The sequence below is a fragment of the Streptomyces purpurascens genome, assembly GCF_045040895.1.
Classification (GTDB): domain Bacteria; phylum Actinomycetota; class Actinomycetes; order Streptomycetales; family Streptomycetaceae; genus Streptomyces; species Streptomyces purpurascens.
On the sequence record NZ_CP108341.1, the window covers coordinates 4,699,893 to 4,721,466 of the forward strand.

20 protein-coding genes are annotated in these 21,574 nt (G+C 73.4%); 13 read left to right on the plus strand and 7 right to left on the minus strand.

Going from position 1 to position 21,574, the window contains the following annotated elements:
- Positions 1 to 36: 36 nt before the first annotated feature.
- From OHU35_RS21435 to OHU35_RS21445, 3 genes are read right to left on the minus strand one after another with little or no spacing between them, the layout of a single operon-like run.
- Positions 37 to 2,487 carry an FtsX-like permease family protein gene (locus OHU35_RS21435; protein ID WP_405506403.1) on the minus strand — a complete coding sequence of 817 codons (2,451 nt, stop codon included), beginning with the start codon at positions 2,485 to 2,487 and terminating at the stop codon, positions 37 to 39.
- Positions 2,481 to 2,756, minus strand: a complete 276-nt coding sequence (locus OHU35_RS21440; protein ID WP_405506405.1) for a hypothetical protein — start codon at positions 2,754 to 2,756, stop codon at positions 2,481 to 2,483. The genes OHU35_RS21435 and OHU35_RS21440 overlap by 7 nt, the downstream gene beginning before the upstream one ends.
- Positions 2,747 to 3,469 carry an ABC transporter ATP-binding protein gene (locus tag OHU35_RS21445; RefSeq protein WP_405506407.1) on the minus strand — a complete coding sequence of 241 codons (723 nt, stop codon included), beginning with the start codon at positions 3,467 to 3,469 and terminating at the stop codon, positions 2,747 to 2,749. The genes OHU35_RS21440 and OHU35_RS21445 overlap by 10 nt, the downstream gene beginning before the upstream one ends.
- Before the next feature lie 158 nt (positions 3,470 to 3,627).
- Between OHU35_RS21445 and OHU35_RS21450 the strand changes: the two genes are divergently transcribed.
- The 4 genes from OHU35_RS21450 to OHU35_RS21465 all read left to right on the plus strand — a co-directional run bounded on the left by OHU35_RS21450 (position 3,628) and on the right by OHU35_RS21465 (position 7,732).
- On the plus strand, positions 3,628 to 4,899 hold the full coding sequence (locus OHU35_RS21450) for a sensor histidine kinase (RefSeq protein WP_405506409.1): 1,272 nt from the start codon (positions 3,628 to 3,630) through the stop codon (positions 4,897 to 4,899).
- A gap of 12 nt (positions 4,900 to 4,911) precedes the next feature.
- Positions 4,912 to 5,571, plus strand: coding sequence for a response regulator (locus tag OHU35_RS21455; protein WP_405509292.1), 660 nt, complete (start codon positions 4,912 to 4,914; stop codon positions 5,569 to 5,571).
- Positions 5,572 to 5,690: 119 nt separating this feature from the next.
- Positions 5,691 to 6,362 (plus strand): ScbR family autoregulator-binding transcription factor, encoded by a 672-nt coding sequence (locus OHU35_RS21460; protein WP_189727141.1) that lies wholly within the window; start codon positions 5,691 to 5,693, stop codon positions 6,360 to 6,362.
- A gap of 92 nt (positions 6,363 to 6,454) precedes the next feature.
- The gene (locus OHU35_RS21465) at positions 6,455 to 7,732 is read left to right on the plus strand and encodes a cytochrome P450 (protein WP_405506411.1); all 1,278 of its coding nucleotides are present in this window, start codon (positions 6,455 to 6,457) and stop codon (positions 7,730 to 7,732) included.
- Here the strand turns inward: OHU35_RS21465 and OHU35_RS21470 are convergent.
- Together OHU35_RS21470 and OHU35_RS21475 are read right to left on the minus strand one after the other, a co-directional pair.
- A complete protein-coding gene (locus OHU35_RS21470; protein WP_405506413.1) occupies positions 7,725 to 8,648 on the minus strand; it encodes an NAD-dependent epimerase/dehydratase family protein in 924 nt (307 codons plus the stop codon). The genes OHU35_RS21465 and OHU35_RS21470 overlap by 8 nt on opposite strands.
- The gene (locus OHU35_RS21475; RefSeq protein WP_405506415.1) at positions 8,645 to 9,661 is read right to left on the minus strand and encodes a ScbA/BarX family gamma-butyrolactone biosynthesis protein; all 1,017 of its coding nucleotides are present in this window, start codon (positions 9,659 to 9,661) and stop codon (positions 8,645 to 8,647) included. The genes OHU35_RS21470 and OHU35_RS21475 overlap by 4 nt, the downstream gene beginning before the upstream one ends.
- 172 nt (positions 9,662 to 9,833) lie before the next feature.
- On the opposite strand from OHU35_RS21475, the gene OHU35_RS21480 reads away from it, so the two are divergent.
- The 4 genes from OHU35_RS21480 (at position 9,834) to OHU35_RS21495 (ending at position 13,418) form a co-directional block, all read left to right on the plus strand.
- Positions 9,834 to 10,499 carry a ScbR family autoregulator-binding transcription factor gene (locus OHU35_RS21480; RefSeq protein ID WP_189727137.1) on the plus strand — a complete coding sequence of 222 codons (666 nt, stop codon included), beginning with the start codon at positions 9,834 to 9,836 and terminating at the stop codon, positions 10,497 to 10,499.
- Between the two features lie 107 nt (positions 10,500 to 10,606).
- Positions 10,607 to 12,040 carry a DUF2252 domain-containing protein gene (locus tag OHU35_RS21485; RefSeq protein ID WP_189727136.1) on the plus strand — a complete coding sequence of 478 codons (1,434 nt, stop codon included), beginning with the start codon at positions 10,607 to 10,609 and terminating at the stop codon, positions 12,038 to 12,040.
- Positions 12,041 to 12,111: 71 nt separating this feature from the next.
- Positions 12,112 to 12,981, plus strand: coding sequence for a hypothetical protein (locus tag OHU35_RS21490; RefSeq protein WP_372498760.1), 870 nt, complete (start codon positions 12,112 to 12,114; stop codon positions 12,979 to 12,981).
- Between the two features lie 107 nt (positions 12,982 to 13,088).
- Complete coding sequence (locus tag OHU35_RS21495; RefSeq protein ID WP_189727355.1) at positions 13,089 to 13,418, plus strand: rhodanese-like domain-containing protein; 330 nt, start codon at positions 13,089 to 13,091, stop codon at positions 13,416 to 13,418.
- A gap of 19 nt (positions 13,419 to 13,437) precedes the next feature.
- Here OHU35_RS21495 and OHU35_RS21500 read toward each other — a convergent pair whose 3' ends face one another.
- Positions 13,438 to 14,571 carry an acyl-CoA dehydrogenase family protein gene (locus OHU35_RS21500; protein WP_405506418.1) on the minus strand — a complete coding sequence of 378 codons (1,134 nt, stop codon included), beginning with the start codon at positions 14,569 to 14,571 and terminating at the stop codon, positions 13,438 to 13,440.
- Between the two features lie 351 nt (positions 14,572 to 14,922).
- Here OHU35_RS21500 and OHU35_RS21505 point away from each other — a divergent pair, with 351 nt between their 5' ends.
- From OHU35_RS21505 to OHU35_RS21515, 3 genes are read left to right on the plus strand one after another with little or no spacing between them, the layout of a single operon-like run.
- Entirely contained in the window at positions 14,923 to 15,669 is a 747-nt protein-coding gene (locus OHU35_RS21505; RefSeq protein WP_405509295.1) for a DUF5819 family protein, read from the plus strand.
- Positions 15,666 to 16,883, plus strand: a complete 1,218-nt coding sequence (locus tag OHU35_RS21510; protein ID WP_405506420.1) for an HTTM domain-containing protein — start codon at positions 15,666 to 15,668, stop codon at positions 16,881 to 16,883. Before OHU35_RS21505 ends, OHU35_RS21510 begins: the two co-directional genes overlap by 4 nt.
- Positions 16,880 to 17,620, plus strand: a complete 741-nt coding sequence (locus tag OHU35_RS21515) for an RNA methyltransferase (RefSeq protein WP_189727133.1) — start codon at positions 16,880 to 16,882, stop codon at positions 17,618 to 17,620. Before OHU35_RS21510 ends, OHU35_RS21515 begins: the two co-directional genes overlap by 4 nt.
- Here the strand turns inward: OHU35_RS21515 and paaN are convergent.
- Positions 17,617 to 19,308 (minus strand): phenylacetic acid degradation protein PaaN, encoded by a 1,692-nt coding sequence (paaN, locus tag OHU35_RS21520; protein ID WP_405506421.1) that lies wholly within the window; start codon positions 19,306 to 19,308, stop codon positions 17,617 to 17,619. The two genes, OHU35_RS21515 and paaN, sit on opposite strands and share 4 nt — an antisense overlap.
- Positions 19,309 to 19,468: 160 nt before the next feature.
- Here paaN and OHU35_RS21525 point away from each other — a divergent pair, with 160 nt between their 5' ends.
- Complete coding sequence (locus OHU35_RS21525; RefSeq protein WP_189727131.1) at positions 19,469 to 20,986, plus strand: 3-hydroxyacyl-CoA dehydrogenase; 1,518 nt, start codon at positions 19,469 to 19,471, stop codon at positions 20,984 to 20,986.
- On the plus strand, positions 20,983 to 21,573 hold the full coding sequence (locus tag OHU35_RS21530) for a TetR/AcrR family transcriptional regulator (RefSeq protein ID WP_189727130.1): 591 nt from the start codon (positions 20,983 to 20,985) through the stop codon (positions 21,571 to 21,573). Before OHU35_RS21525 ends, OHU35_RS21530 begins: the two co-directional genes overlap by 4 nt.
- The last annotated feature ends 1 nt before the right edge of the window (position 21,574 follow it).

Genomic DNA, 21,574 nt, shown 5'->3' on the forward strand with positions numbered 1-21,574 from the left:
TGGTCTCATGATGAGATCCACCCGGCCCTCGGGACGTCATTCCCGTACGCCTGCCAGTTCCACGGGCCGGCGGCGCAGGGCGACCGCTGCGGGGAGTGTCGCGGAGACGACGGCCAGGAGCGCGCAGGCGGCCGCTGTCGTGCCGAGGGCCTGCCACGGGAGGACGAGGGCGGGCCTGACCGACAGCAGCGCGAGGGCGCTCCACATGCCGGCCAGGTTGACGACGGCGGCCAGGAGGCCGAGGAGCGTGCCGGCCGTGACGACCGTCAGGGCCTCGGCGCCGGTCAGCCGCAGGACCTGCCACCTGGTGGCGCCGGTCAGCCGCAGCACGGCCAGGTCGCGGATCCGGTCGGAGGTGGCCATGACGGTGGTGTTGGCCACGGAGATGCCCGTGTAGAGGAGGGCGATGCCGAGGACGAGCAGGAGGCCCAGGCGGGTGGCGCGGTTGGTGCCGGGGGCGGTGGCGCGGAGCCATTCCTGCCGGGTGAGGACCTGTCCGTCGCCGGTGCCGACCGCTTGGCGCAGGGCGGTGGCGACGGCGCCCGGGTCCGCGCCGTCGGCCAGGGCCACGTCGACGCGGTCGGCCGTGGCGCCCGGGGCGTTGCGCGGGGTGACGTAGACGCCGTTGTCACCGGTGCCGGTGGTCATCACCGCGGCGATCCGCAGGGTCCGCGGTGTGCCGTCGCCGAGCCACACCCGGACCCGCTCGCCGACCCGGTGCCGCTGCCACTCCTCGTTGACGATGATCGAGTCGTCGTCGAGATCGGTCGTGCCGCCCGCGGTGAGCGGAAGGCGTGCGGTGGCCGCCAGGAGGCCGGGGGTCGCGGCGCGGGCCTCGGAGCGGACGAGGGCCACGCCGTCCTCCAGGACGTGCACGGCCGTCGTGGAGGACGGCGACACCTCGGCTCCCGGTACCGCCCGCAGTGCGCGCAAGGTGGCGGCGTCGAAGGCCGTCCCCGCCGCCGGGGTGACGACGAAGGCCGCGGTGGTGCGCTCCCTCGCCTCGGTGGACTTCGCCCCGTTGAGCGTCGCGGTGGCGCCGAGCAGGGAACCCGCGAGGGCGACCGTGACCAGCACGGGGGCCGCGAGTGCGGCGGTGCGGCGTACCCCGGCGGCGGTGTTCTCGCGGACCAGCAGGCCGCCGGCACCGGGCAGGAGGGCGGGCAGCCAGGTCAGCAGCCGGGTCAGGGGGCGCAGGACGAGCGGTGCCAGCAGGGCGGTCGCGGTGATCAGCAGCATCGGGCGGCTGATGTACGTCTTGCGCTGGAGGAGGTCGCCCGGGGCGCCGGTGAGGGCGAGGGCCAGCGTCACGGCGGCCGTCAGGAGGAGGGCCGTGCCGAACAGCAGCCGGCCCGGTGTCAGGGTCCGGCTGTCCGCGGAGGCCTCGCGCAGGGCTTCGGTTGGGCCGGTGCGGCCGGCCCGCCAGGAGGCCGCGGTCGCTCCGCCCAGGGTCACGAGCAGGCCGGTCCAGAAGGCCACGTGGTACGGCCAGGTGTGGTCGCCGATGGTGAACCAGGCCGGGGCGAGGCCCTCGGCGGCCACCCGGGCGGCCAGCAGCGGTGCCCCGTGGGAGCCGAGGGCGCAGCCGGCGGCCGAGGCGAGGGCGCCGACGGCGAGGGCCTCGACGAGGACGGACCGGCGGATCTGGCCCGGGGTCGCCCCTGCGGTGCGCAGCAGGGCGAACTCCCGGCGCCGCTGCGCGACCGCGAAGGCGAAGGTCGACGCCACGACGAAGACCGACACGAAGGCGGTGACGCCGCCGGCCGTGCCGAACAGGGCGTTCATCGCGGTGAGCGCCTCGCTGTCCCGGTCGGGATCGGCGTCGGCGAGGCGGCGCGCGTTCCCGGTGAGGACCTGGCTGCTGTCGCCCACGGCCTGCCGTACGGCTGCCGGATCCGCCGTGACCGCCAGCTGGTGGACCGGAGGGGACAGTTCGGCGGCGCGGGCGTCGGTGAAGAACACGGCGTTCTCGAAGCCGCGGGAGGTCAGGGTGCCGACGACGCGTACGGGGCCCCGGTCGGTGCGGAGCTCCTGGCCGGGGCGTGCCCAGTCGCCGGTGACGGCTGCCTCGTCGGCGGTGCGGGGCGCGCGGCCGGTGGCGAGGTCGTAGGGGGCGAACGCGGCGGTGGACCACGGGTGGCCGACCAGCTCGGCGGGGGCGCCGGCGGCGCGTACGGCGAAGGAGCGGTCCGCCACGACGGGGCCCAGCTTCCGCACCTCCGCGACCGTCGCGGCGGACAGCGGGCGCGGGTGGGCGAGCCGGGACGTGCGGTCGCCGTTCGGGGTCGCCACGCGCAGCGTGTCCTGGCCCTTGACGACGACCGGGGCGGCGGCGAAGCGTTCGGGGCCGCGCTCCGGGGCGGCGGCCGAGGAGGCCAGGGCCAGGCCCATCACCGTGAGCAGGGCCACGCCCAGCGAGAGCGCGACGAAGCTGCCGGTGAAGGTGACCCAGCGGGTGCGCAGGGTGCGCAGGGCGACGTTCAGCACGGCAGGGCCTCCGGGCGGGTTGTGCGGGCGGCGAAGGCCTTCGGGCGGGGCGGGCGCGTGGCGATGGCCTTCGGGCGGAGTGAGCGTGCGGTGATGGCCTTCGGGGAGGGTGGGCGCGTGGCGGCGGCCTTCGGGCGGAGTGGGCGTGCGGTGATGGCCTTCGGGGAGGGCGGGCGTGCGGCGATGGCCTTCGGGCGGGGCGGGCGCGTGGCGATGGGCTTCGGGGAGGGCGGGCGCGTGGCGATGGGCTTCGGGCGGGTCATGCGCACGGCACAGCCTCCAGGCGGGTCATGCGGGCCGCGACGGTCTCGGCGTCCGGGTCGGTCAACTCGCCGTGGACGCGGCCGTCGACGAGGAAGAGCACGCGGTCGGCGTACGCGGCGGCGACCGGGTCGTGCGTGACCATGACGACCGTCTGGCCCTCGCGGTCGACCATGCCGCGCAGCAGCTCCAGCACCTCACGGCCGGTCCGGGAGTCCAGGGCACCGGTCGGCTCGTCGCCGAACAGCACCTCGGGGCGGGTGATCAACGCCCGTGCCAGGGCGACGCGTTGCTGCTGGCCGCCGGAGAGCTGGGACGGTCTGTGCCGGGCCCGGTCGGCCAGGCCGACCTGCTGGAGCGCCTGACGCACCCGGGTCCTCGGGACGCGGCGGCCGGCCAGGCGCAGGGGCAGGGCCACGTTCTGCTCGGCGGTCAGCGAGGGCAGCAGGTTGAACGCCTGGAAGACGAACCCCACGCGCTCGCGGCGCAGCAGGGTCAGCCGCCGTTCGCTCAGGCCGGTCAGTTCCGTGCCGCCGACGGTGACCGAGCCGGAGGTGGGCCGGTCCAGGCCCGCGGCGCACTGGAGCAGGGTGGACTTGCCGGAGCCGGAGGGGCCCATGACGGCGGTGAAGGTCCCGTGGGGGAACGAGAGCGACACCCCGTCGAGTGCGGTGACGGCTCCGTACGTCCTGGTGACCGAGTCCAGCTGAATGGCGTTCATGTCCCTACCTCGCGTCGATTGACCGGGCTTCAAGGACATCGCGCGGGGGCGGTCCGGCGCAGTGCGGCGGGGCCTAGACCTGGGGTAGGGCCAGGCATACCCCCGGGCCTCCGTCTGAGCCCATGGCAGGGCCCCCGACCGGCTTCTACGGTGATCCCATGCACCCTCGGAACGTGTGGCAGGCCCTGTCCCGCCCCGGCTATCCGCTGTCGGCGTGGCCCTGGCGCTCGGCCGGCTACCTGCTCACCGGCGCGGTGACGGGCGCCGTCGTGCTCGTGGGGATCGTGCTGTCGGCGGCGGCGGGCGGGGTGCTCGCGCTCGCGCTGGTGGGGCTGCCGCTGCTCCTGTGCACGGTCCTGGCGGGCATCCCGGTGGCGGCGCTGGAGCGGCTGCGGCTGCGGCTGGTCGACCCGGAGCCGGCGCCCGACCCGCACGAGCCGCCCGGCGACCCGGGCCTGCGGGCCTGGCTGACGACCCGGCTGCGGGAACGGGCCACCTGGCGGGAGTTCGGCCACGCCCTGCTGTTCGCGGGGCTGCTGTGGCCGGTCGACGCCCTCGCCGTCGCCGTCGGCCTGTTGTGCCCGTTGACCGTGGTCGCCACCCCGGTGCTCCTGGCCGTCTTCGGTGAGGCGAAGGTGCTCAAGGTGTGGCTCGTCACCAGCTGGCCGGCCGCCTTCGGGTTCGCCCTCCTCGGGCTGGTCCTCCTCGTCCTGGGCGCCTATCTGCTGGGTGTCGTGGCCGGGGCCAGGGCCGGGCTGACACGGCTGCTGATCGCGCCGCGCGAGGCCGGCCTGGGGGCCAGGGTGGTCGAACTGGCCCGGTCCCGGGTGCGGTTGGTGGACGCCTTCGAGGCGGAACGGCGGCGTATCGAGCGCGATCTGCACGACGGGGCGCAGCAGCGGCTCGTCGCCCTGACGATGACGCTCGGCCTGGCCCGGCTCGACGCGCCGCCCGGCCCGCTGGCCGACCAGTTGGCCAAGGCCCACGAGGAGGCGGGCACGGCCCTCGCGGAACTGCGCGAGCTCATCCACGGCATCCACCCCAAGGTCCTCGCCGACTACGGTCTCGAGGCCGCGGTCGCCGACGCCGCCGACCGCTCGGCCGTGCCCGTGGACGTCGACCTGGAGCTGCCCGGGCGGTTCTCCCAGGCGGTCGAGGCCGCCGCGTACTTCGTGGTGTGCGAGGCGCTCGCCAACGTGGGCCGGCACAGCGGGGCGAGCCGGGCCGAGGTGAGCGGCGGGCACCGCGACGGCCGGCTGTTCCTCCTGGTCCGCGACGACGGGTGCGGGGGTGCGCGGGCCGGAGCGGGCAGCGGACTGACCGGACTCGCCGACCGGGTGTCGGTGCTCGATGGCAGACTCTCCCTGTCCAGCCCGCCGGGCGGACCGACCCTGCTGCGTGTGGAGATCCCTTGTGACCCTGCGAGTTGACCGGCCGTGACCCTGCGAGTCGACCGGCCGCTGCGCGTGGTCCTGGCCGAGGACAGTGTGCTGCTGCGGGACGGGCTCGTCGGGCTGCTCGGCCGCTGCGGACACGAGGTCGTCGCCGCCGTGGGGGACGCCGAGGCGCTGGTCGCGGCCGTCGAGGAGCACCCGCCCGACGTGGTCGTGACGGACGTACGGATGCCGCCCGGCTTCCAGGACGAGGGCCTGCACGCGGCCGTGCGGCTGCGCCAGGAGCGGCCCGCGCTGCCCGTCCTGGTCCTCAGCCAGTACGTGCAGCGCCGGTACGCCGCCGAGCTGCTGGACTCCGGCGACGGCACCGGCGTCGGCTATCTGCTGAAGGACCGCGTCGGCCAGGTCGAGGAGTTCGTCGAGGCGCTCGGCGAGGTGGCCGACGGCGGCACGGTCGTCGACCCCGAGGTCGTACGGCAGTTGCTGCGCCGCCGCCGCGACCCGCTGGAGCGGCTCACCCCGCGCGAGCGGGAGGTGCTGGCGCTGATCGCGCAGGGCAGATCCAACAGCGCCATCGCCCGCGAACTGGTCGTCTCCGAAGCGGCCGTCGGCAAACACATCTCCGGCATCCTCATGAAGCTCGACCTGCCCCCGGCGGACGAGACCCACCGCCGGGTGCTGGCGGTGCTGGCGTATCTGAGGGCCTAGGGCTGCCCCGTTCTGCGGGCAGGAGGCGGCCCCAAGGCCCGTGTGTCGCACGCGCGTTGTATAAAACCAGCGAGTTGGTTTCATTGCGCCGCCATCAGAGCCCTCCAGGGGAGCCACCGGTGACCAAACAGGACCGGGCCGTCCGGACCCGTCTCGCGCTGATCCGGTCGGCGGCCGGGCACTTCGAGGCACGGGGATACGTCCAGGCCAACCTGGCGGAGATCAGCGCGGGGGCCGGGGTCAGCTCCGGAGCGCTGCACTTCCACTTCGCGAACAAGGCAGCCGTGGCCGAGGCCGTCGAGCACGCGGCCGCCCATGCCCTGCGCCGCGCCGCCGCCCGGGGCCGCGACGGCGACGGGTGCGCCCTGCAGCGCCTCGTGGACGTCACGCACCAGGTCGCCCGGCTGCTGTGCGCCGACAGCGTGGTGCGGGCGGGGTTACGGCTGAACGCCGAGGCGGCCGCCGGGCGGGTGCGTGATCTGCGCCGGGAGTGGCGGGAGTGCGTGGACGGCCTGCTCGCCGAGGCGGAGCGCCAGGGCGAACTCGCCGCCGGTGTGCCGCCGCACCGCACCGGCGCCGTCGTCCTCGCCGCCACGACCGGCATCGAGGTGCTGGCCCGCGAGGACCACGGCCGGCTCGCCCGCCCCTCGCTGACCGATCTGTGGCAGCTGCTCCTGCCGAGCGTGGCCGCACCGCACCTGGCGGGCGCGCTGGATCCGGCGGGGACCTGTCCCGGCCCGGTGGATGCCGACCACGCGGAGACGTATCCGTCCCTGGCCAACACTCTGTGAAGCAGTGGCCAAAACAAACCGGATGCCAAGTTTTTTCGGTGGCCGGATCGCACCATTGGTTCCCCAGCCTCTGGACCAAGGAGCGAAGTGTCATGGCACAGCAGGCCTGCCCCTTCCTGACGATCGACCCGTCAGGCCAGGACCTCTACGGCGAGATATCCCGGATCCGGGCCCGGGGCCCGGCCGTCGAGGTGGAACTCCCCGGCGGCGTACGGGCGTGGTGGATCAACGGCCTGGAGCTGAACAAGCGGCTCCTGGCCGGCCCCGAGACGAGCAAGGACGCCTTCCGGCACTGGCCGGCCTGGATCAACGGGGACATCTCCCGCACCTGGCCGCTCGCGATCTGGGTCTCGGTGCGCAACATGGTCACCGCCTACGGCACCGACCACAGCCGGCTGCGCAAGCCGATGTCCGCCGCCTTCACCAAGCGGCGCGTCGAGGCGCTGCTCCCGCGCGTCCAGGAGATCGTCGACCGGGCCCTGGACGACCTGGAGCGGATCCCGCAGGGCGAAGTCGTCGACCTGCGGGCGGCGTTCGCGGCGTCGGTGCCGCACGAGGTGGTGTGCGAACTCTTCGGCGTACCGCCCGGTGAGGACGGTCCGCGCGGTGCCCTGTACCGCATCATCAACCGCTTCTTCGACACGGCGATCTCCCTGGAGGACGCCCAGGCCAACGGGGTCGAGCTGTACGGCACGCTCACCGCGTTCCTCCAGGACAAGCGCGCGCACCCGGCCGACGACCTGACGACGGCCCTCATCGCCGCCCGCGACGAAGGCAGCCTCAGCGAACAGGAGTTGATGGACAACCTGATCCTGTTGCTCACCGCCGGTTTCGAGACGACCGTCAACCTCATCGACAACACCGTGCACAGCCTGCTCGCCCACCCCGACCAGCTCGATCTGGTCCGCTCCGGGCGGGCGACCTGGGAGGACGCCCTGGAGGAGTCGCTGCGCCTCGAAGCGCCGGGCGCCATGTCGGGCCTGCGCTACGCCGTCGAGGACATCGAGATCGAGCCGGGTCTGACGATCCCGAAGGGCGACCCGCTCGTGGTCTCCTTCGCCGGTGCCGGTCGCGACCCCGAGCGGCACGGCCCGGATGCCGAGCGGTTCGACATCACCCGCGCCACCAGCCGCGACCATGTGTCCTTCGGCCATGGCGTGCACCACTGCCTGGGCCGGCCGCTGGCCATGGCCGAGGCCACGGCGGCCCTGACATCCCTGTTCGACCGTTTCCCGCGACTGGCCCTGGCCGACCCGTCCCGCCCGCCGAAGCGGCTGCGCTCCATCATCTCGACGGGGCACGAGGAACTGCCCGTACTGCTGCACGGCCCCCGTCCGGAAGAGCTGGAAGAGGCGGAGTCGGTCAGGTAGCGCCCCGGTCCCGGAGGAACGAGCGGTACCAGGGTGCCGCCCGCGTGAAGGCCGCCGCGAAGCCCTCGCCGGGCGAGCAGTCGAGGTCCTTCCAGAAGCCGTCGTCCACGAACCAGTGGTCGACCGTGAGCATGCCGAGGTGATGGAGGGCGAGCGGTGTCCCGGCGGACCGTTCCAGGGCGGTGGCGACGTCCACCGAGGCATCGGTGCCGGGCACCTCCAACTGCGCGCTCACAGCGCCGAGCAGGTCCGGGACTTTGACCGGCTCGGGGTGGTTGACGTGGTGCACACCGCCGCCGTGCGCCGGGGACAGGGCCGCCGCCACCACCGCACGGCCCAGGGTGCCGACGTCGATCATCGACTGGAGCGCCGCGCAGCCGGTCAGGGTCGCCGACAACTGGCCCAGCAGCCACACCAGTCCGGGGACCACCCAGCGGTCGCCCTCACCGTGGACGAGGTGCGGTCGCAGCACCAGGCCGCCCGCGTCGAGGACGTGCCGTTCGGCGGCGGCCCGGGTGCGGCTGGTGGCCGACGCGGGCGCGATCGGCACCTCCCCGGGGCGTACGCCGCGGAAGGGGCCCCGGCCGTACACGGCGGCCGTGCTCACGTACACGATCCGGCCCACCCCGGAGCGCACGGCCTCCTCGACCAGGGCGCGTGTGCCCAGGTCGTTGACGGCGGCGACGGTCTCGGCGTCGCCGCTGATCCGGGTGGCGCAGTGCACCAGGACGTCGGTGTCCGCGCAGGCGCCGCGCAGGGAGGCCGGGTCGCCGAGGTCGCCGTGGACGGATTCGGGGCCGGGCGGTGTCCGCCGGGACAACTGCCGTACGCGCACGCCGGGTCGCCGGTGTGCGGCGGCGGCCACATGGCTCCCGACGAAGCCGCTCGCGCCTGTGATCAGAAGGTTGACCGTCACGACAGCGACCGTATCCGGGCGGGCCGTGCGGAGGTCAGGGTGGCGGTGAAGACGGACTCGCCGTCCTGCCTCCCCGAGACCCGTACGGTCACCTCCCCCCGGTCCGTGCCGAGCACCTCGGTCTCCAGCCGACAGGGGCTGTGCAGCTCGGCGTACCGGGCGAAGGTGGCCGTCATCGCGCGGGGCAGGAAGGGGTGCTGACCGGTCGCGGCGGTCGCGGCCTGGCGGGCCGCCTCGAACAGGGCCATGCCCGGCACATGGTCGTTGGGGCGGGGGAAGAGGACCGGGTGGCGGGTGTCCACGCGCAGCAGCCAGACCCCGGGGCGGTCGGCGGGGGCCAGGACGACGTCCTCGGCGCGGGAGCGGCCGGCGAGCTCGGGCGCGATGCCCGGCAGCAGCGGCACCGGAGTCTCCAGGGCCGCCAACTGCCGTTCGCGCAGCCGGCGGTAGGCGAGCGGCGAGGTACAGCCGGTGCTGCCGGTGCCGCGGGCGACGAAGCGTCCCGCGCGGCGGAACTCCATCGTGGTCCGCATGCTGCTCAGGCCGCGACCGCGGCGGCGTACCTCGGAGCACACGACGTCGATGTCGACCGGTTCGGCGGCGTCCGACAGCGGAAGAGCGGACGGGTCGGCGTGGACCGTCAGGTCCCACATGACGAAGTGGGTGTCGGCCGGGGCGCCGTACTCGGCGTGGGCGAGCACCATGGAGGCCTGCCGCAACGTTTCTCCCACGATCATCGGGTCCTGGTGGCGGTCGTCCACGGGGCCGAAGAAGGGGTGGGCGGCCGGCCAGTGCGCGGTGAAGCGGAAGCGGGCGTCGGAGATTCGGCGCCACCGGGTGGGGAAGACGTCGGTGTCGGTGGTGCGGTGGGCGAGGTCCGTGGTGACGGCGGTGTGGGGGCCGCGCTCGGTTTGTGGCGCGTTCTCGACGGCCGCAACGGTTCTGTTTGCCGGAGGGGCCTCGCGTCCGGTCTGATCGTCCGTGGGTGCGCTTAAAGGTCCTGTCTGCGGCATGAGAACCCCCAGGATCGGCTGCCTGGCTGCGGTCGGTATGCGATGTGGACGTTTGACTAAGATACGGACGAGCCGGTTTTTTTCAAAGGGTGAGCCAAGCCGCTGGGACGGGCTCTCGCGCCCCCGCTGCACAGTGACTTCACAGGGATCGACGGAGATCAGGAGGCACCCGATGGCGCGACAGGAGCGCGCGATCCGCACCCGGCGGACCATCCTGGAGGCGGCGGCGGCCGTCTTCGACGAACGCGGCTACACCTCGGCGACCATCGGAGAGATCCTGGACCGGGCGGGCGTCACCAAAGGCGCGCTGTACTTCCATTTCGGCTCCAAGGAGGAGCTCGCGATCGGGGTGTTCGAGGAGCAGCTCGCGATCACCCTCCCGCCTCAGTCCAGCAAGCTCCAGGAACTCGTCGACTCCGGTCTGGTGCTGGCCCGCCGGCTGCGGTCCGAGCCGCTGGTGCGGGCCAGTGTGGGGCTCGCCCTCGACCAGGGGGCCATGGACCTCGACCGTACGCAGGCCTTCGGGATGTGGTTCGACCAGAACGTACAGCGGCTGGCCGAGGCCAAGGCGCAGGGCGAACTGCTGCCGCATGTCGACGTGGCGGAGACGGCCGAGCTGCTGGTCGGCAGCTTCTCGGGGGTGCAGCTGCTGTCCCAGCTGCGCTGCCAGCGGCGCGATCTGGAACGCCGTGTCGTCGTGATGTTCGAGCACTTCCTGCCGAGTATCTGCGTGCCCGCGGTGCTGGCCCGGCTCGACGTCTCGGTGGAGCGGTCGGAACGGGTGCTGGCCGAGGTGGCGGAGGTGGCGGAAGGGCAGGCGCTGCCCGCTCCCGCGTGAGTTGTCCACAGCCGGGGAGTCGTCCACAGGGTCTGACGTGTTTCAGCCGCCCGGATGTACGGTCGGCACGAGTTGATGTTCGTGCGCGTGCGGGGGAGGCGGTTGGGATGACCAAGGCTGATGTGGGGGCCGAGGGCATGGCGGCGGACGGGACGGACCGGCGGCTCCCCCGGGTGCGCGGCTTCGCCGAATGGCCGGCCGAGGGCTCGCCCAAGGACGAGGGCAAGGCCCTGCGCAAGCGCATCCCGCGGAGCGCGCACTCCCTGCTCGACCTGGACGCGTCCCGGCCCGACGCCGTGAGCGCGGTCGAGGAGTCGGGCCGCGGCCGGCTCCCCGAGCTCACCCCGATCCGGGTCGGCCGCATGGCCGCCACCCCGTTCGCCTTCCTGCGCGGCGCGGCGGGCCTCATGGCCTTCGACCTGGCGCGCACCCCCATGACCCGGATCCGGGCCCAGATCTGCGGCGACGCCCACGCGGCCAATTTCGGCCTGTACGCCGACGCGCGCGGCGGCCTCGTCATCGATCTGAACGACTTCGACGAAACGGTGCACGGCCCCTGGGAGTGGGACCTCAAGCGCCTCGCGGCCTCCCTGGTGCTCGCGGGCCGGGAGGCCGGCGCGGACGAGGACCGGTGCCGCAAGGCGGCGTACGACGCGGTGGGCGCCTACCGCCGCACCATGCGGCTGCTGGCCAAGCTCCCGGTGCTGGACGCGTGGAACGCGATCGCGGACGAGGAGCTCGTCTCCCACACGGACGCCCATGACCTGCTCGGCACGCTGGAGCGGGTCTCCGAGAAGGCCCGCCACAACACGAGCGGCCGCTTCGCGGCCAAGTCCACGGAGGCCACGGAGAGCGGAGGGCGCCGGTTCGTCGACGCCCCGCCGGTGCTGCGGCGCGTCCCGGACGCGGAGGCCGCGGCGGTCGCCGTGTCCCTGGAAGAGTACGTCGGCACCCTGCCGGAGGACCGCCTGCCGCTCCTCGCCCGGCACGCGGTGCACGACGTGGCGTTCCGCGTCGTCGGCACCGGCAGCGTCGGCACCCGGTCCTACGTCGTGCTGCTCCTGGACCACCGGGGCGAGCCGCTGGTGCTCCAGGTGAAGGAGGCGCGGGCCTCGGCGCTGGTGCCGCATCTGGTGACGGCCGGTTTCGAGGCGCCGGAGGCCGTGCACGAGGGCCGGCGGGTCGTCCTGGGCCAGAAGCGGATGCAGGTCGTCAGCGACATCCTGCTGGGCTGGACGACGGTCGACGGGTTCCCCTTCCAGGTCCGCCAGTTCCGCAACCGCAAGGGCAGCGTCGATCCGGCCGCGCTGGCCGCCGACCAGATAGACGACTACGGCCGGATGACCGGCGCGCTCCTGGCCCGGGCGCACGCCCACAGCGCCGATCCCCGGCTCGTCGCCGGGTACTGCGGCAAGAGCGAGGAGCTGGACGAGGCGATGGCGGCGTTCGCCGTGGCCTACGCGGACCGGACCGAGGCGGATCACGCGGATCTGGTGGCGGGGGTGCGGGCGGGAAAGGTCGCCGCGGAGATGGGGGTCTGACCCTGGGGACGCCTCGGGCGGGTGGCCGTCCGGGGCACAGGGGCAGGCGCCGCGTGGCCTAGGCTGGTCGGGTGACGACCCCGGAAGCTGAGCAGGGCGGTGGCGGCGCCGATGAGGAACGGGTGACGCCCGAGGGCGACGCGGCCCGTGCCGAAGGTGACGCGGCCCGGCCCGAGGAGCGGCTCGAGCGGGCCGTGCGGGCCGCCGAGCAGGCGTTGATCGAGTACGAGATCGCGGTGGAGACCTTCCGCGTCGAGGTCGAGAACTTCTCCCGGCTGCACGAACAGAAGCTCGGTCCGCTGTACGCCCGGCTCGAGGACCTGGACGCCCGGATCCTCGAGGCCAGGGCCGCTCGCAGCGGTGACCCCGACGACCTGCGGCGCGCGGAGGAGGCCAGATCGCGGCTGGCGCCGATCCCCGGTGTCGAGGAGCTGCTGCACGGCTGGATGGACGACAGCGGCCTGTTCCCGGAGGCCGTGTCGATGCTCACGGACCAGGCGGTCCGGCCCCCGCAGCGGGTCCGCCCCAGCGAGGAGGCCCGCAAGCTCTACCGGGACCTGGCCCGCAAGGCGCACCCGGACCTGGCCCAGGAGGAGAAGGAGCGCGAGCGGCGCGAGGAGTTCATCACCCGGGTCAACGCCGCCTACGCCCGCGGCGACGCGGCGGAGCTGCGCGAGCTCGCCGAGGAGTGGGCCAAGGGGCCCGAGCTGAAGCGGGGCCCGAGCCGCGCCGAGGAACTCTACAACCGCCTCGAATGGCTCGCCCAGCGCAAGGAACTGCTCGCCCTGCTCGCCAAGGAGCTGGAGGAGAGCGCCATCGGCCACATGCTCCAGCTGGCCCCGGACGATCCGGACCGCCTTCTGGACGAGATCGGGCAGCAGCTGCTCAGCCAGGTCACCGAGCGCGAGACGGAGCTGGCCACGCTGCTCGGCGAGGGCTGAGCCGAGAGGGCCGGGCCGTGGGGGCTGAGCCGCGAGGGCTGAGCCGCGTCCCGTCCGGCCCGCGGGGCGGGTCGGGTAGCGTCGGAGGCATGAGTTTTGGAGCTGGTGTGCCCACGGTCGAGGTCGCTGACCTCAAGGACGGCGACTTCCTGCTGGACGTCCGGGAGGACGACGAGTGGAAGGCCGGTCACGCCGAAGGGGCGCTGCACATCCCCATCAGCGAGTTCGTCGCCCGGTACGGCGAGCTGACCGAGGCTGCCCCGCAGGACGGCCGCGTCCATGTGATCTGCCGCTCCGGCGGCCGGTCCGCCCAGGTCACGATGTACCTGGCCCAGCAGGGCATCGACGCCGTGAACGTCGACGGCGGCATGCAGGTGTGGGAGGCGGCGGGCCGTCCCGTGGTAACGGACGACGGGCAGTCGGGGTTCGTCCTGTAGGGCCTCTCGCCCCGGGCGGTCAGGCCAGGGGGTGTGCCGCCAGCAGGTCGCCCAGGGCCTCCTCGTGTGCCGCGGCCGGGCCGAGCGACAGCTCCAGGTGCTTGGCCCAGGCGTGGTAGCGGTGCAGGGGGTAGTCGACGTCCGCGCCGAACCCGCCGTGCAGATGCTGCGCGGTCTGCACGACCCGGCGTACACCCTCCGCCGCCCAGATCTTGGCGACGGCGACGTCACCGGCGGCGGGCAGCGCGCCGGGTGCCCCCGAGGCGATCCGCCACGCGGCCTGCCACAGCGTGGCCTCCATCGCGCGCAGGTCGATGTAGCGGTCGGCGGCCTGCACGGCGACGGCCTGGAAGGTGGCGATCGGGAACCCGAACTGCTCCCGCTCGCTCGTGTACTCCCCGGTCATCCGCAGCACGCGCTCCCCGAGCCCGAGCGCCAGCGCGCACGTCCCGGTGGCCAGCAGGTCCCGCAGCCACTCCCACGCCCCGTCGGCGTCGATCACGTCCCGGGCGCTGAGCCGGACCGACTCCAGCCGCAGCTCGCCGAGCCGCTCACCGCTGGTGGAGAACTGCTCGGCGAGGGCGGCCCCGGCGTGCGCGCGGGGCACCAGGGCCAGGACGGTCCGGCCGGTCGCGGTGTGGGCGGGCACGACCGTGACGTCCGCGTCGTAGGCCCACGGCACGGCCGTCTGCACCCCGTCCAGCACCCAGACCTCGCCGTCCTGCCGTGCGGTCACGGCCAGCTCGGCCGGGTCGTGGCCGGTACGGCCGTGCGCGGCGACGGTCAGCACGATCTCGCCCCGGCCGGCCCGGGCGAGCAGGGCGGACTTCGCCTCGTCGCTCCCGAAGGCCTGGACGGCCGCCGCCGCCGCGCTGCTCTCCAGCAGCGGCACCCTGGCCAGCACCCGCGCCGACTCCCGCAGCACCAGGCACAGCGCGATGGCGTCCAGGCCGGCCCCGCCGTACCGCTCGTCGAGCAGCAGGCTCAGCAGGTCCGCGTCGGCGAGCCCGGCCCACAGGGCGCGGTCGTGGCTCTCGGCGACGGCGCCGGGGGTGAGCGCGGGGCTGGGCACGGCGTCCGGGGCGACCCCGGCGAACACGCCCTTCGCCGCCTCGGCCGCCGCCTGCTGCTCCTCGGTGAAGGTGAAGTCCACGGTGCCTGTCCTTCCGGGCCGATCCCGTTGAGCTGACGGGGCGTCAAGATAGAACAGGTTCTAGAAGAAGGGAATGGGCGTACGGGCGGGCGCCGTAGGGTGTCCCTCCTGTGGGCGACCTGCCGGGGCGCCCTGTGGATAACCTGCGGGGGTCCCCTGTGGACGAGGGGGAACGCCGCTCCGGGCGGTCGCGGGCGCCGTACGGTCGGCTTCCGCGGTGTGGCGATGGCCACGGCCGGGACCGGCGGACAGGGGCTGTGCCGGGGTGGGTGGCCTGAGTACCGTGCCCGTGCCGACGCCGCGCGGCGGTGCGCGGGCGGGACGACGGACCGGGATCTGGAACGGGGCGGAATGGACGCGTACGACGAGGGCTCGAACGCCCGGCACGGGCCGGACGCGCCTTCCGGGCTCGCCGAGCCGGGTCCGCCCGACCCGCCCCGCTCCGGCATCGCCGCGCTCTCCCTCCCGTATCAGATCGGGGTCGCGCTGGCGCTCGCGGTCGTCGCGATCGGGGTCTGTGTGCATATCGCGATGACGTTCCTGCATGTCGCGCCGGCGAACACGGTCACCAAGGAGCACGGCCGGGCCGTGGACGACTGGATCTATCCGGAGTTCGAGCAGAACTGGAAGCTCTTCGCCCCGAACCCGCTCCAGCAGAACATCTCGATCCAGGCCCGTGCCGAGGTCCGCGGCGCGGACGGCGAGAAGCTGAGCACCGGCTGGTACGACCTGTCCGCCGAGGACGGCCGGGCCATCGACGGCAATCTGCTGCCCAGCCACACCCAGCAGAACGAGCTGCGCCGCGCCTGGGACTTCTTCACCGCCACGCACGACAGCGAGAGCCGCCCGGTGGGCCTGCGCGGATCACTCTCCGAGTCGTATCTGCGCAGGATCGTGGTGCTGCGCCTCGACCGCGACGACGCGGCGGGCGCCTCGGCCGGGGACGGCGGTGTCATCGAGCGCGTCCAGGTCCGCTCCCGCACCACCAACGTGCCCCCGCCGAAGTGGAGCCGGGAGAAGGTCTCCACGACGCCGTCCTACCGCGAGCTGCCCTGGTGGCCGGTGCCGCGGGACGAGGCCCGGGGAGGCGTGCGGTGAACCGCTTCTCCCTGGCCGTCTCGCGCGGCATCGCCCGTGTCACCGAGGCCGCCCTCGGCCCGTACCAGACCGCCGTGATCCGCATCGGCTTCAGCGCGACCTGGCTGCTGTTCCTGCTGCGCGAGCTGCCCCACCGCCATGAGCTCTACGGTCCCGACGGGCCCTGGAGCTGGGGTCTCGCAGAGCAGCTGATAGGGACCAACAAGGCCTTCACCACCCTGATGTGGTCGGACGGCCGGATCTGGTTCGAGCTCGTCTACGCGCTCGCGATCCTGACCAGCGCCCTGCTGCTGCTGGGCTGGCGCACCCGCACCATGTCGGTGCTGTTCATGGTCGGCGTGCTGTCGCTGCAGAACCGCAGCGTCTTCATGGGCGACGGCGGCGACAACGTGCTGCACCTGATGTCGATCTACCTGGTCTTCACGCGCTGCGCCCAGGTGTGGTCGCTGGACGCCCGGCGGGCCTCGCGTGCCCGGGACGCCCGCGAGCGGGGCGAGCGGGTCAGGGACCTGACCGGCCCGGCCCTGTGGGGCGTACTCGGGGTCGCGCTGCTCGCGGCGACCCTGGCCGGCCGGATGGACGGCGACGACCTGCTGATACCCGTGCTGCTGTGGACCGTGTGGGCGGCGCAGGCCCTGTGGTGGCTGGTCGGGCGCCGCGCGAAGTCCGGCGAACCGCGGATCCTGCTCGACGTCGTCGCCAACATCGTGCACAACGGCGCCCTGCTCGTGATCATGGCCGAGGCGTGCCTGATCTACGCGACGGCCGGCTGGTACAAGATCCAGGGTTCCCGCTGGCAGGACGGCACCGCCGTCTACTACCCGCTCCATCTGGAGTACTTCTCGCCCTGGCCCGCCCTCGCGGACCTGCTGTCCGCCAGCGGGACGATGGTGATGCTCGTGACCTACGGGACGGTCCTCGTGCAGGTCGCCTTCCCGTTCACGCTGTTCAACCGGCGAGTGAAGAACGTCCTGCTGGCGCTCATGATCACCGAGCACGCCGTGATCGCCGTCGTTCTCGGCCTGCCGTTCTTCTCGCTGGCGATGATCGCGGCGGACGCGGTGTTCCTGCCGATGTCCTTCCTGCGCCGCCTGGGCGGCCGGTCGGCACGCGCGCGTGACCGGCTGCTGCGCCGCCGCGGCGGGCGCACGCCGGTGCCCGAGCAGCCGGCCCCCGAGAGTTCCCAGGCCACGCACGTAGGCTTCGGGGCATGACCGACCCCGTGACCGTCTGGCACCGGCTCGCCGGCAGCACCGTCCTGCTCGACGGCTTCCACGCCCTCAAGCACGCGGTGCGGTTCGGCGCCGAGGTGCCGGTGGCGGTCACCGCCGACCGGGCGGCCGCGCTCGCCCTCGCCGACGAGCTGGCCCCGGACGTACGGGACGCGCTGGGCGCGCTGCTCACGGAGGTGCCGCACGAGACGTACGCGTCGTTCGTGCCGCGCCCGCACCCCACCGCCGTGGCCGCGCTCGCCGTGCGCCCCTCTCGTGAGTCCCACCTCGCGCGGCTGGCGCACACGCCCCGCACCACCCCGGTCGTGGTCCTCGACAATCCGCGCAACCTGGGCAACGCGGGGGCGGTGATCCGCCTGGCCGCCGGCTTCGGCGCGACGGGCGTGGTGACGACCGGGACGGTCGACCCCTGGCATCCGACGGTCGTACGCGGCGGGGCCGGACTGCACTTCGCGACGGCGGTGGAACGGCTGGAGGTCCCCGACCTGCCGCCCGGCCCGCTGTTCGCCCTCGACCCCGAGGGCGACGACATCCGGGGCGTCAAGCTCCCGGACGACGCCGTCCTCGCGTTCGGCTCGGAACGCACGGGCCTGTCGACGGAACTACGTGATCGTGCGGACCACTTGCTGTCCCTGCCGATGCGTCCGCAGGTCAGCAGCTACAACCTGGCGACGAGTGTGGCGATGACGCTGTACCACTGGAGCTGCGGGAGTTTTTAGGCCTCCCGCCGCACCTCGACAACCCTGAACCGGTTGGCGACGAACGCCCCGTCACACAGCGCCGCACTGGCCGCCGGATTCCCTCCCGACCCGTGGAAGTCGGAGAACGCGGCCGTCTGATTCACATACACCCCACCCGTCAGATTCAGCGACAGCTGGGCCGCCTCCTCCAGACAGGCCTCCTGCACGTCCTGCTCGACCTCCGGGTCGGTGGTGTACGCCCCGACGGTCATCGCGCCCTTCTCCCGAACGGTCCGCCGCAGCAACTGCACCGCGTCCGAGGCCGAGTCGACGGCGACGGCGAAGGACACCGGCCCGAAGCACTCGCTCATGTACGCGGCCTCCGCGTCCGGCTTGGCCCCGTCCAGCTTCACGATCACCGGCGTCCGCACGACCGCGCCCGGGAAGTCGGGGTTGGTGATCTCCCGGGACGCCAGGGCGACCTCGCCGAGACCCGCGGCGGCCTCCAGACGGGCCTTCACGTCCGGGGTGACGATCGCACCCAGCAGCGCGTTCGCCCGGGCGTCGTCGCCGAGCAGGCCGTCGACCGACTTGGCGAGGTCGGCGACCACCTCGTCGTAGGACTTGGGGCCCTGGTCCGTGGAGATGCCCGCCCGGGGGACGAGCAGGTTCTGCGGGGTCGTGCACATCTGGCCGCTGTACAGGGACAGCGAGAACGCCAGGTTGGAGAGCATGCCCTTGTAGTCGGCCGTGGAGTGGACGACGACGGTGTTGACGCCGGCCTTCTCCGTGTAGACCTGCGCCTGGCGGGCGTTGGCCTCCAGCCAGTCGCCGAACTCGGTCGAGCCCGTGTAGTCGATGATCCGGATCTCGGGGCGCGTCGCCAGGGTCTTGGCGATGCCCTCGCCGGGGCGCTCGGCGGCCAGCGCGACCAGGTTCGGGTCGAAGCCCGTCTCGGCGAGCACCTCCCGCGCGACCTGCACCGTCAGCGCGAGCGGCAGCACCGCGCGCGGGTGGGGCTTGACCAGGACCGCGTTGCCCGTGGCGAGGGAGGCGAACAGGCCCGGGTAGCCGTTCCACGTCGGGAAGGTGTTGCAGCCGATCACCAGGCCGATGCCACGCGGGACCGGGGTGAACTGCTTGGTCATGGCCAGCGGGTCGCGCTTGCCCTGCGGCTTGGTCCACTCGGCGTTGTCGGGTGTGCGCACCTGCTCCACATACGCGTACGCCACCGCCTCCAGGCCGCGGTCCTGGGCGTGCGGCCCGCCCGCCTGGAACGCCATCATGAAGGCCTGGCCGGAGGTGTGCATGACCGCGTGCGCGAACTCGTGCGTCCGGTCGCTGATGCGCTTGAGGATCTCCAGGCAGACCACCGCACGCTGCTCCGCGCCCGCGTCCCGCCAGGCCCGCTGCCCGGCCTTCATGGCGGGCAGCAGCACGTCGAGGTCCGCGTGCGGGTACGTCACGCCCAGGTTGACGCCGTACGGGGACGTCTCGCCGCCCACCCAGTCGTCGGTGCCGGGCTGGCCCAGGTCGAGGCGGTTGCCGAGCAGGGCGTCGAAGGCGGCCTTGCCCGCCGCCGCGTCCAGACTGCCGTGCTCCCCGTAGGCCTTGGGGTGCTCGGGGTGCGGGGACCAGTACGCGCGCGTGCGGATCGCCTCCAGCGCCTGGTCGAGGGTGGACCGGTGCCGGGCGATCAGCTCGTGCGCCGAGAGTGCGGCGGTCATGGGTGACCATCTCCTCGTCTCAAGAACTCTTCGTCGAGTTCATGACCTGGGCAGAAACCTGGGCAGGAACACTCGGACAGAGCTAGAGTAACCGAACGATCGGTCGGCTCAAGGGGGTCCGCCGCATCTGTGGAAAACCCCGTGCGGGAGGATCGCGCACATGACAGCACTCGACCTCAGCAGCCCCGTGGCCGTCGTCGGCACCGGCACCATGGGCCAGGGCATCGCCCAGGTCGCGCTGGTCGCGGGCCATCCCGTACGGCTGTACGACACCGTCCCCGGGCGGGCCCGGGAGGCGGCCGACGAGATCGGCGCGCGCCTGGACCGGCTCGTGGAGAAGGAGCGGCTCACCGGCGCCGACCGGGACGCCGCCCGCGCCCGGCTGCTGCCCGCCGAGGCCCTCGCCGAGCTCGCGGACTGCGCCCTGGTCGTCGAGGCGGTCCTGGAGCGGCTGGACGTCAAGCAGGACCTGTTCCGCGAGCTGGAGGGCGTCGTGGCCGACGACTGCCTGCTCGCCACCAACACCTCGTCCCTGTCCGTCACCGCCATCGGCGGCGCCCTGCGCTCCCCCGGCCGCTTCGTCGGCCTGCACTTCTTCAACCCGGCGCCGCTGCTGCCGCTGGTCGAGGTCGTCTCCGGGTTCGCCACCGACGTCTCGTCGGCCACGCGCGCGTACGAGACCGCCCGCGCCTGGGGCAAGACGCCGGTCGCCTGCGCGGACACCCCCGGCTTCATCGTCAACCGCATCGCCCGGCCCTTCTACGCCGAGGCCTTCGCGGTGTACGAGGCGCAGGGCGCCGACCCGGCCACCATCGACGCCGTGCTGCGCGAGTCGGGCGGTTTCCGGATGGGCGCCTTCGAGCTGACCGACCTGATCGGCCAGGACGTCAACGAGTCCGTCACGCACTCGGTCTGGCAGTCCTTCTTCCAGGACGTGCGCTTCACGCCGTCCCTCGCTCAGCGGCGCCTGGTCGAGTCCGGCCGGCTGGGCCGCAAGACCGGCCAGGGCTGGTACGACCACCAGGACGGCGCCGAGCGCCCGGATCCGGACACGGCGGAGCGGCGGCAGCCGCCCGCGTACGTCGTCGCCGAGGGCGACCTGGGCCCGGCGTCCGACCTGCTCGCGCTGATCCGCGAGGCGGGCATCCCGGTCCGCGACGAGGACGACGACAACGGCACCCGCATGGTGCTGCCGAGCGGGGGCCAGCTCGCCCTCGCCGACGGGCAGACCTCCGTGGAGTTCCGGGACGTCGTCTACTTCGACCTCGCCCTCGACTACCGCAAGGCCACCCGGATCGCCCTGTCCGCCTCCCAGGACACCTCCCCGGGGACCCTCGCCGAGGCCATCGGCCTCTTCCAGGCGCTGGGCAAGCGGGTCAGCCTCATCGGCGACGTACCCGGCATGATCGTCGCCCGCACGGTCGCGCGGATCATCGACCTGGCGCACGACGCGGTCGCCAAGGGCGTGGCCACCGAGGAGGACATCGACACCGCGATGCGCCTCGGCGTCAACTACCCCCTGGGCCCCTTCGAGTGGAGCCGGAAACTCGGCCGCTACTGGGCCTACGCGCTCCTGGACGATCTCCATATGCGCGACCCCTCGGGGCGCTACACGCCGTCCCTCGCGCTGTACCGCCACGCCCACGCCTCCGACAAGCGGGAGGGCACAGCCTCATGACCACCGCAAAGCGCGACACGTACACCCCGGACACCCTGCTGTCCGTCGCCGTCCAGGTGTTCAACGAGCGTGGCTACGACGGCACCTCCATGGAGCACCTCTCCAAGGCGGCGGGCATCTCCAAGTCGTCGATATACCACCACGTCGCCGGCAAGGAGGAGCTGCTGCGCCGCGCCGTGAGCCGGGCCCTGGACGGCCTCTTCGGGATCCTCGACGAGGAGCACGCGCGCGTGGGGCGGTCCGCCGAGCGCCTGGAGTACGTCGTGCGGCGCATGGTCGAGGTGCTCATAGCCGAGCTGCCCTACGTGACCCTGCTGCTGCGGGTGCGCGGCAACACGGACACCGAGCGCTGGGCCCTGGAGCGGCGCCGCGACTTCGACCACCGGGTGGCCGACCTGATCAAGGCGGCGGCCGCGGACGGGGACGTGCGCGGCGACATCGAGGTCCGGCTGGTGACCAGGCTGGTCTTCGGAATGATCAACTCGATCGTGGAGTGGTACCGGCCCGACGGGCGCGGAATGAACGAGCGCGAGGTGGCCGACGCGGTGGTGCGGCTGGCCTTCGGAGGGCTCCGGAAGGACTCCTGAA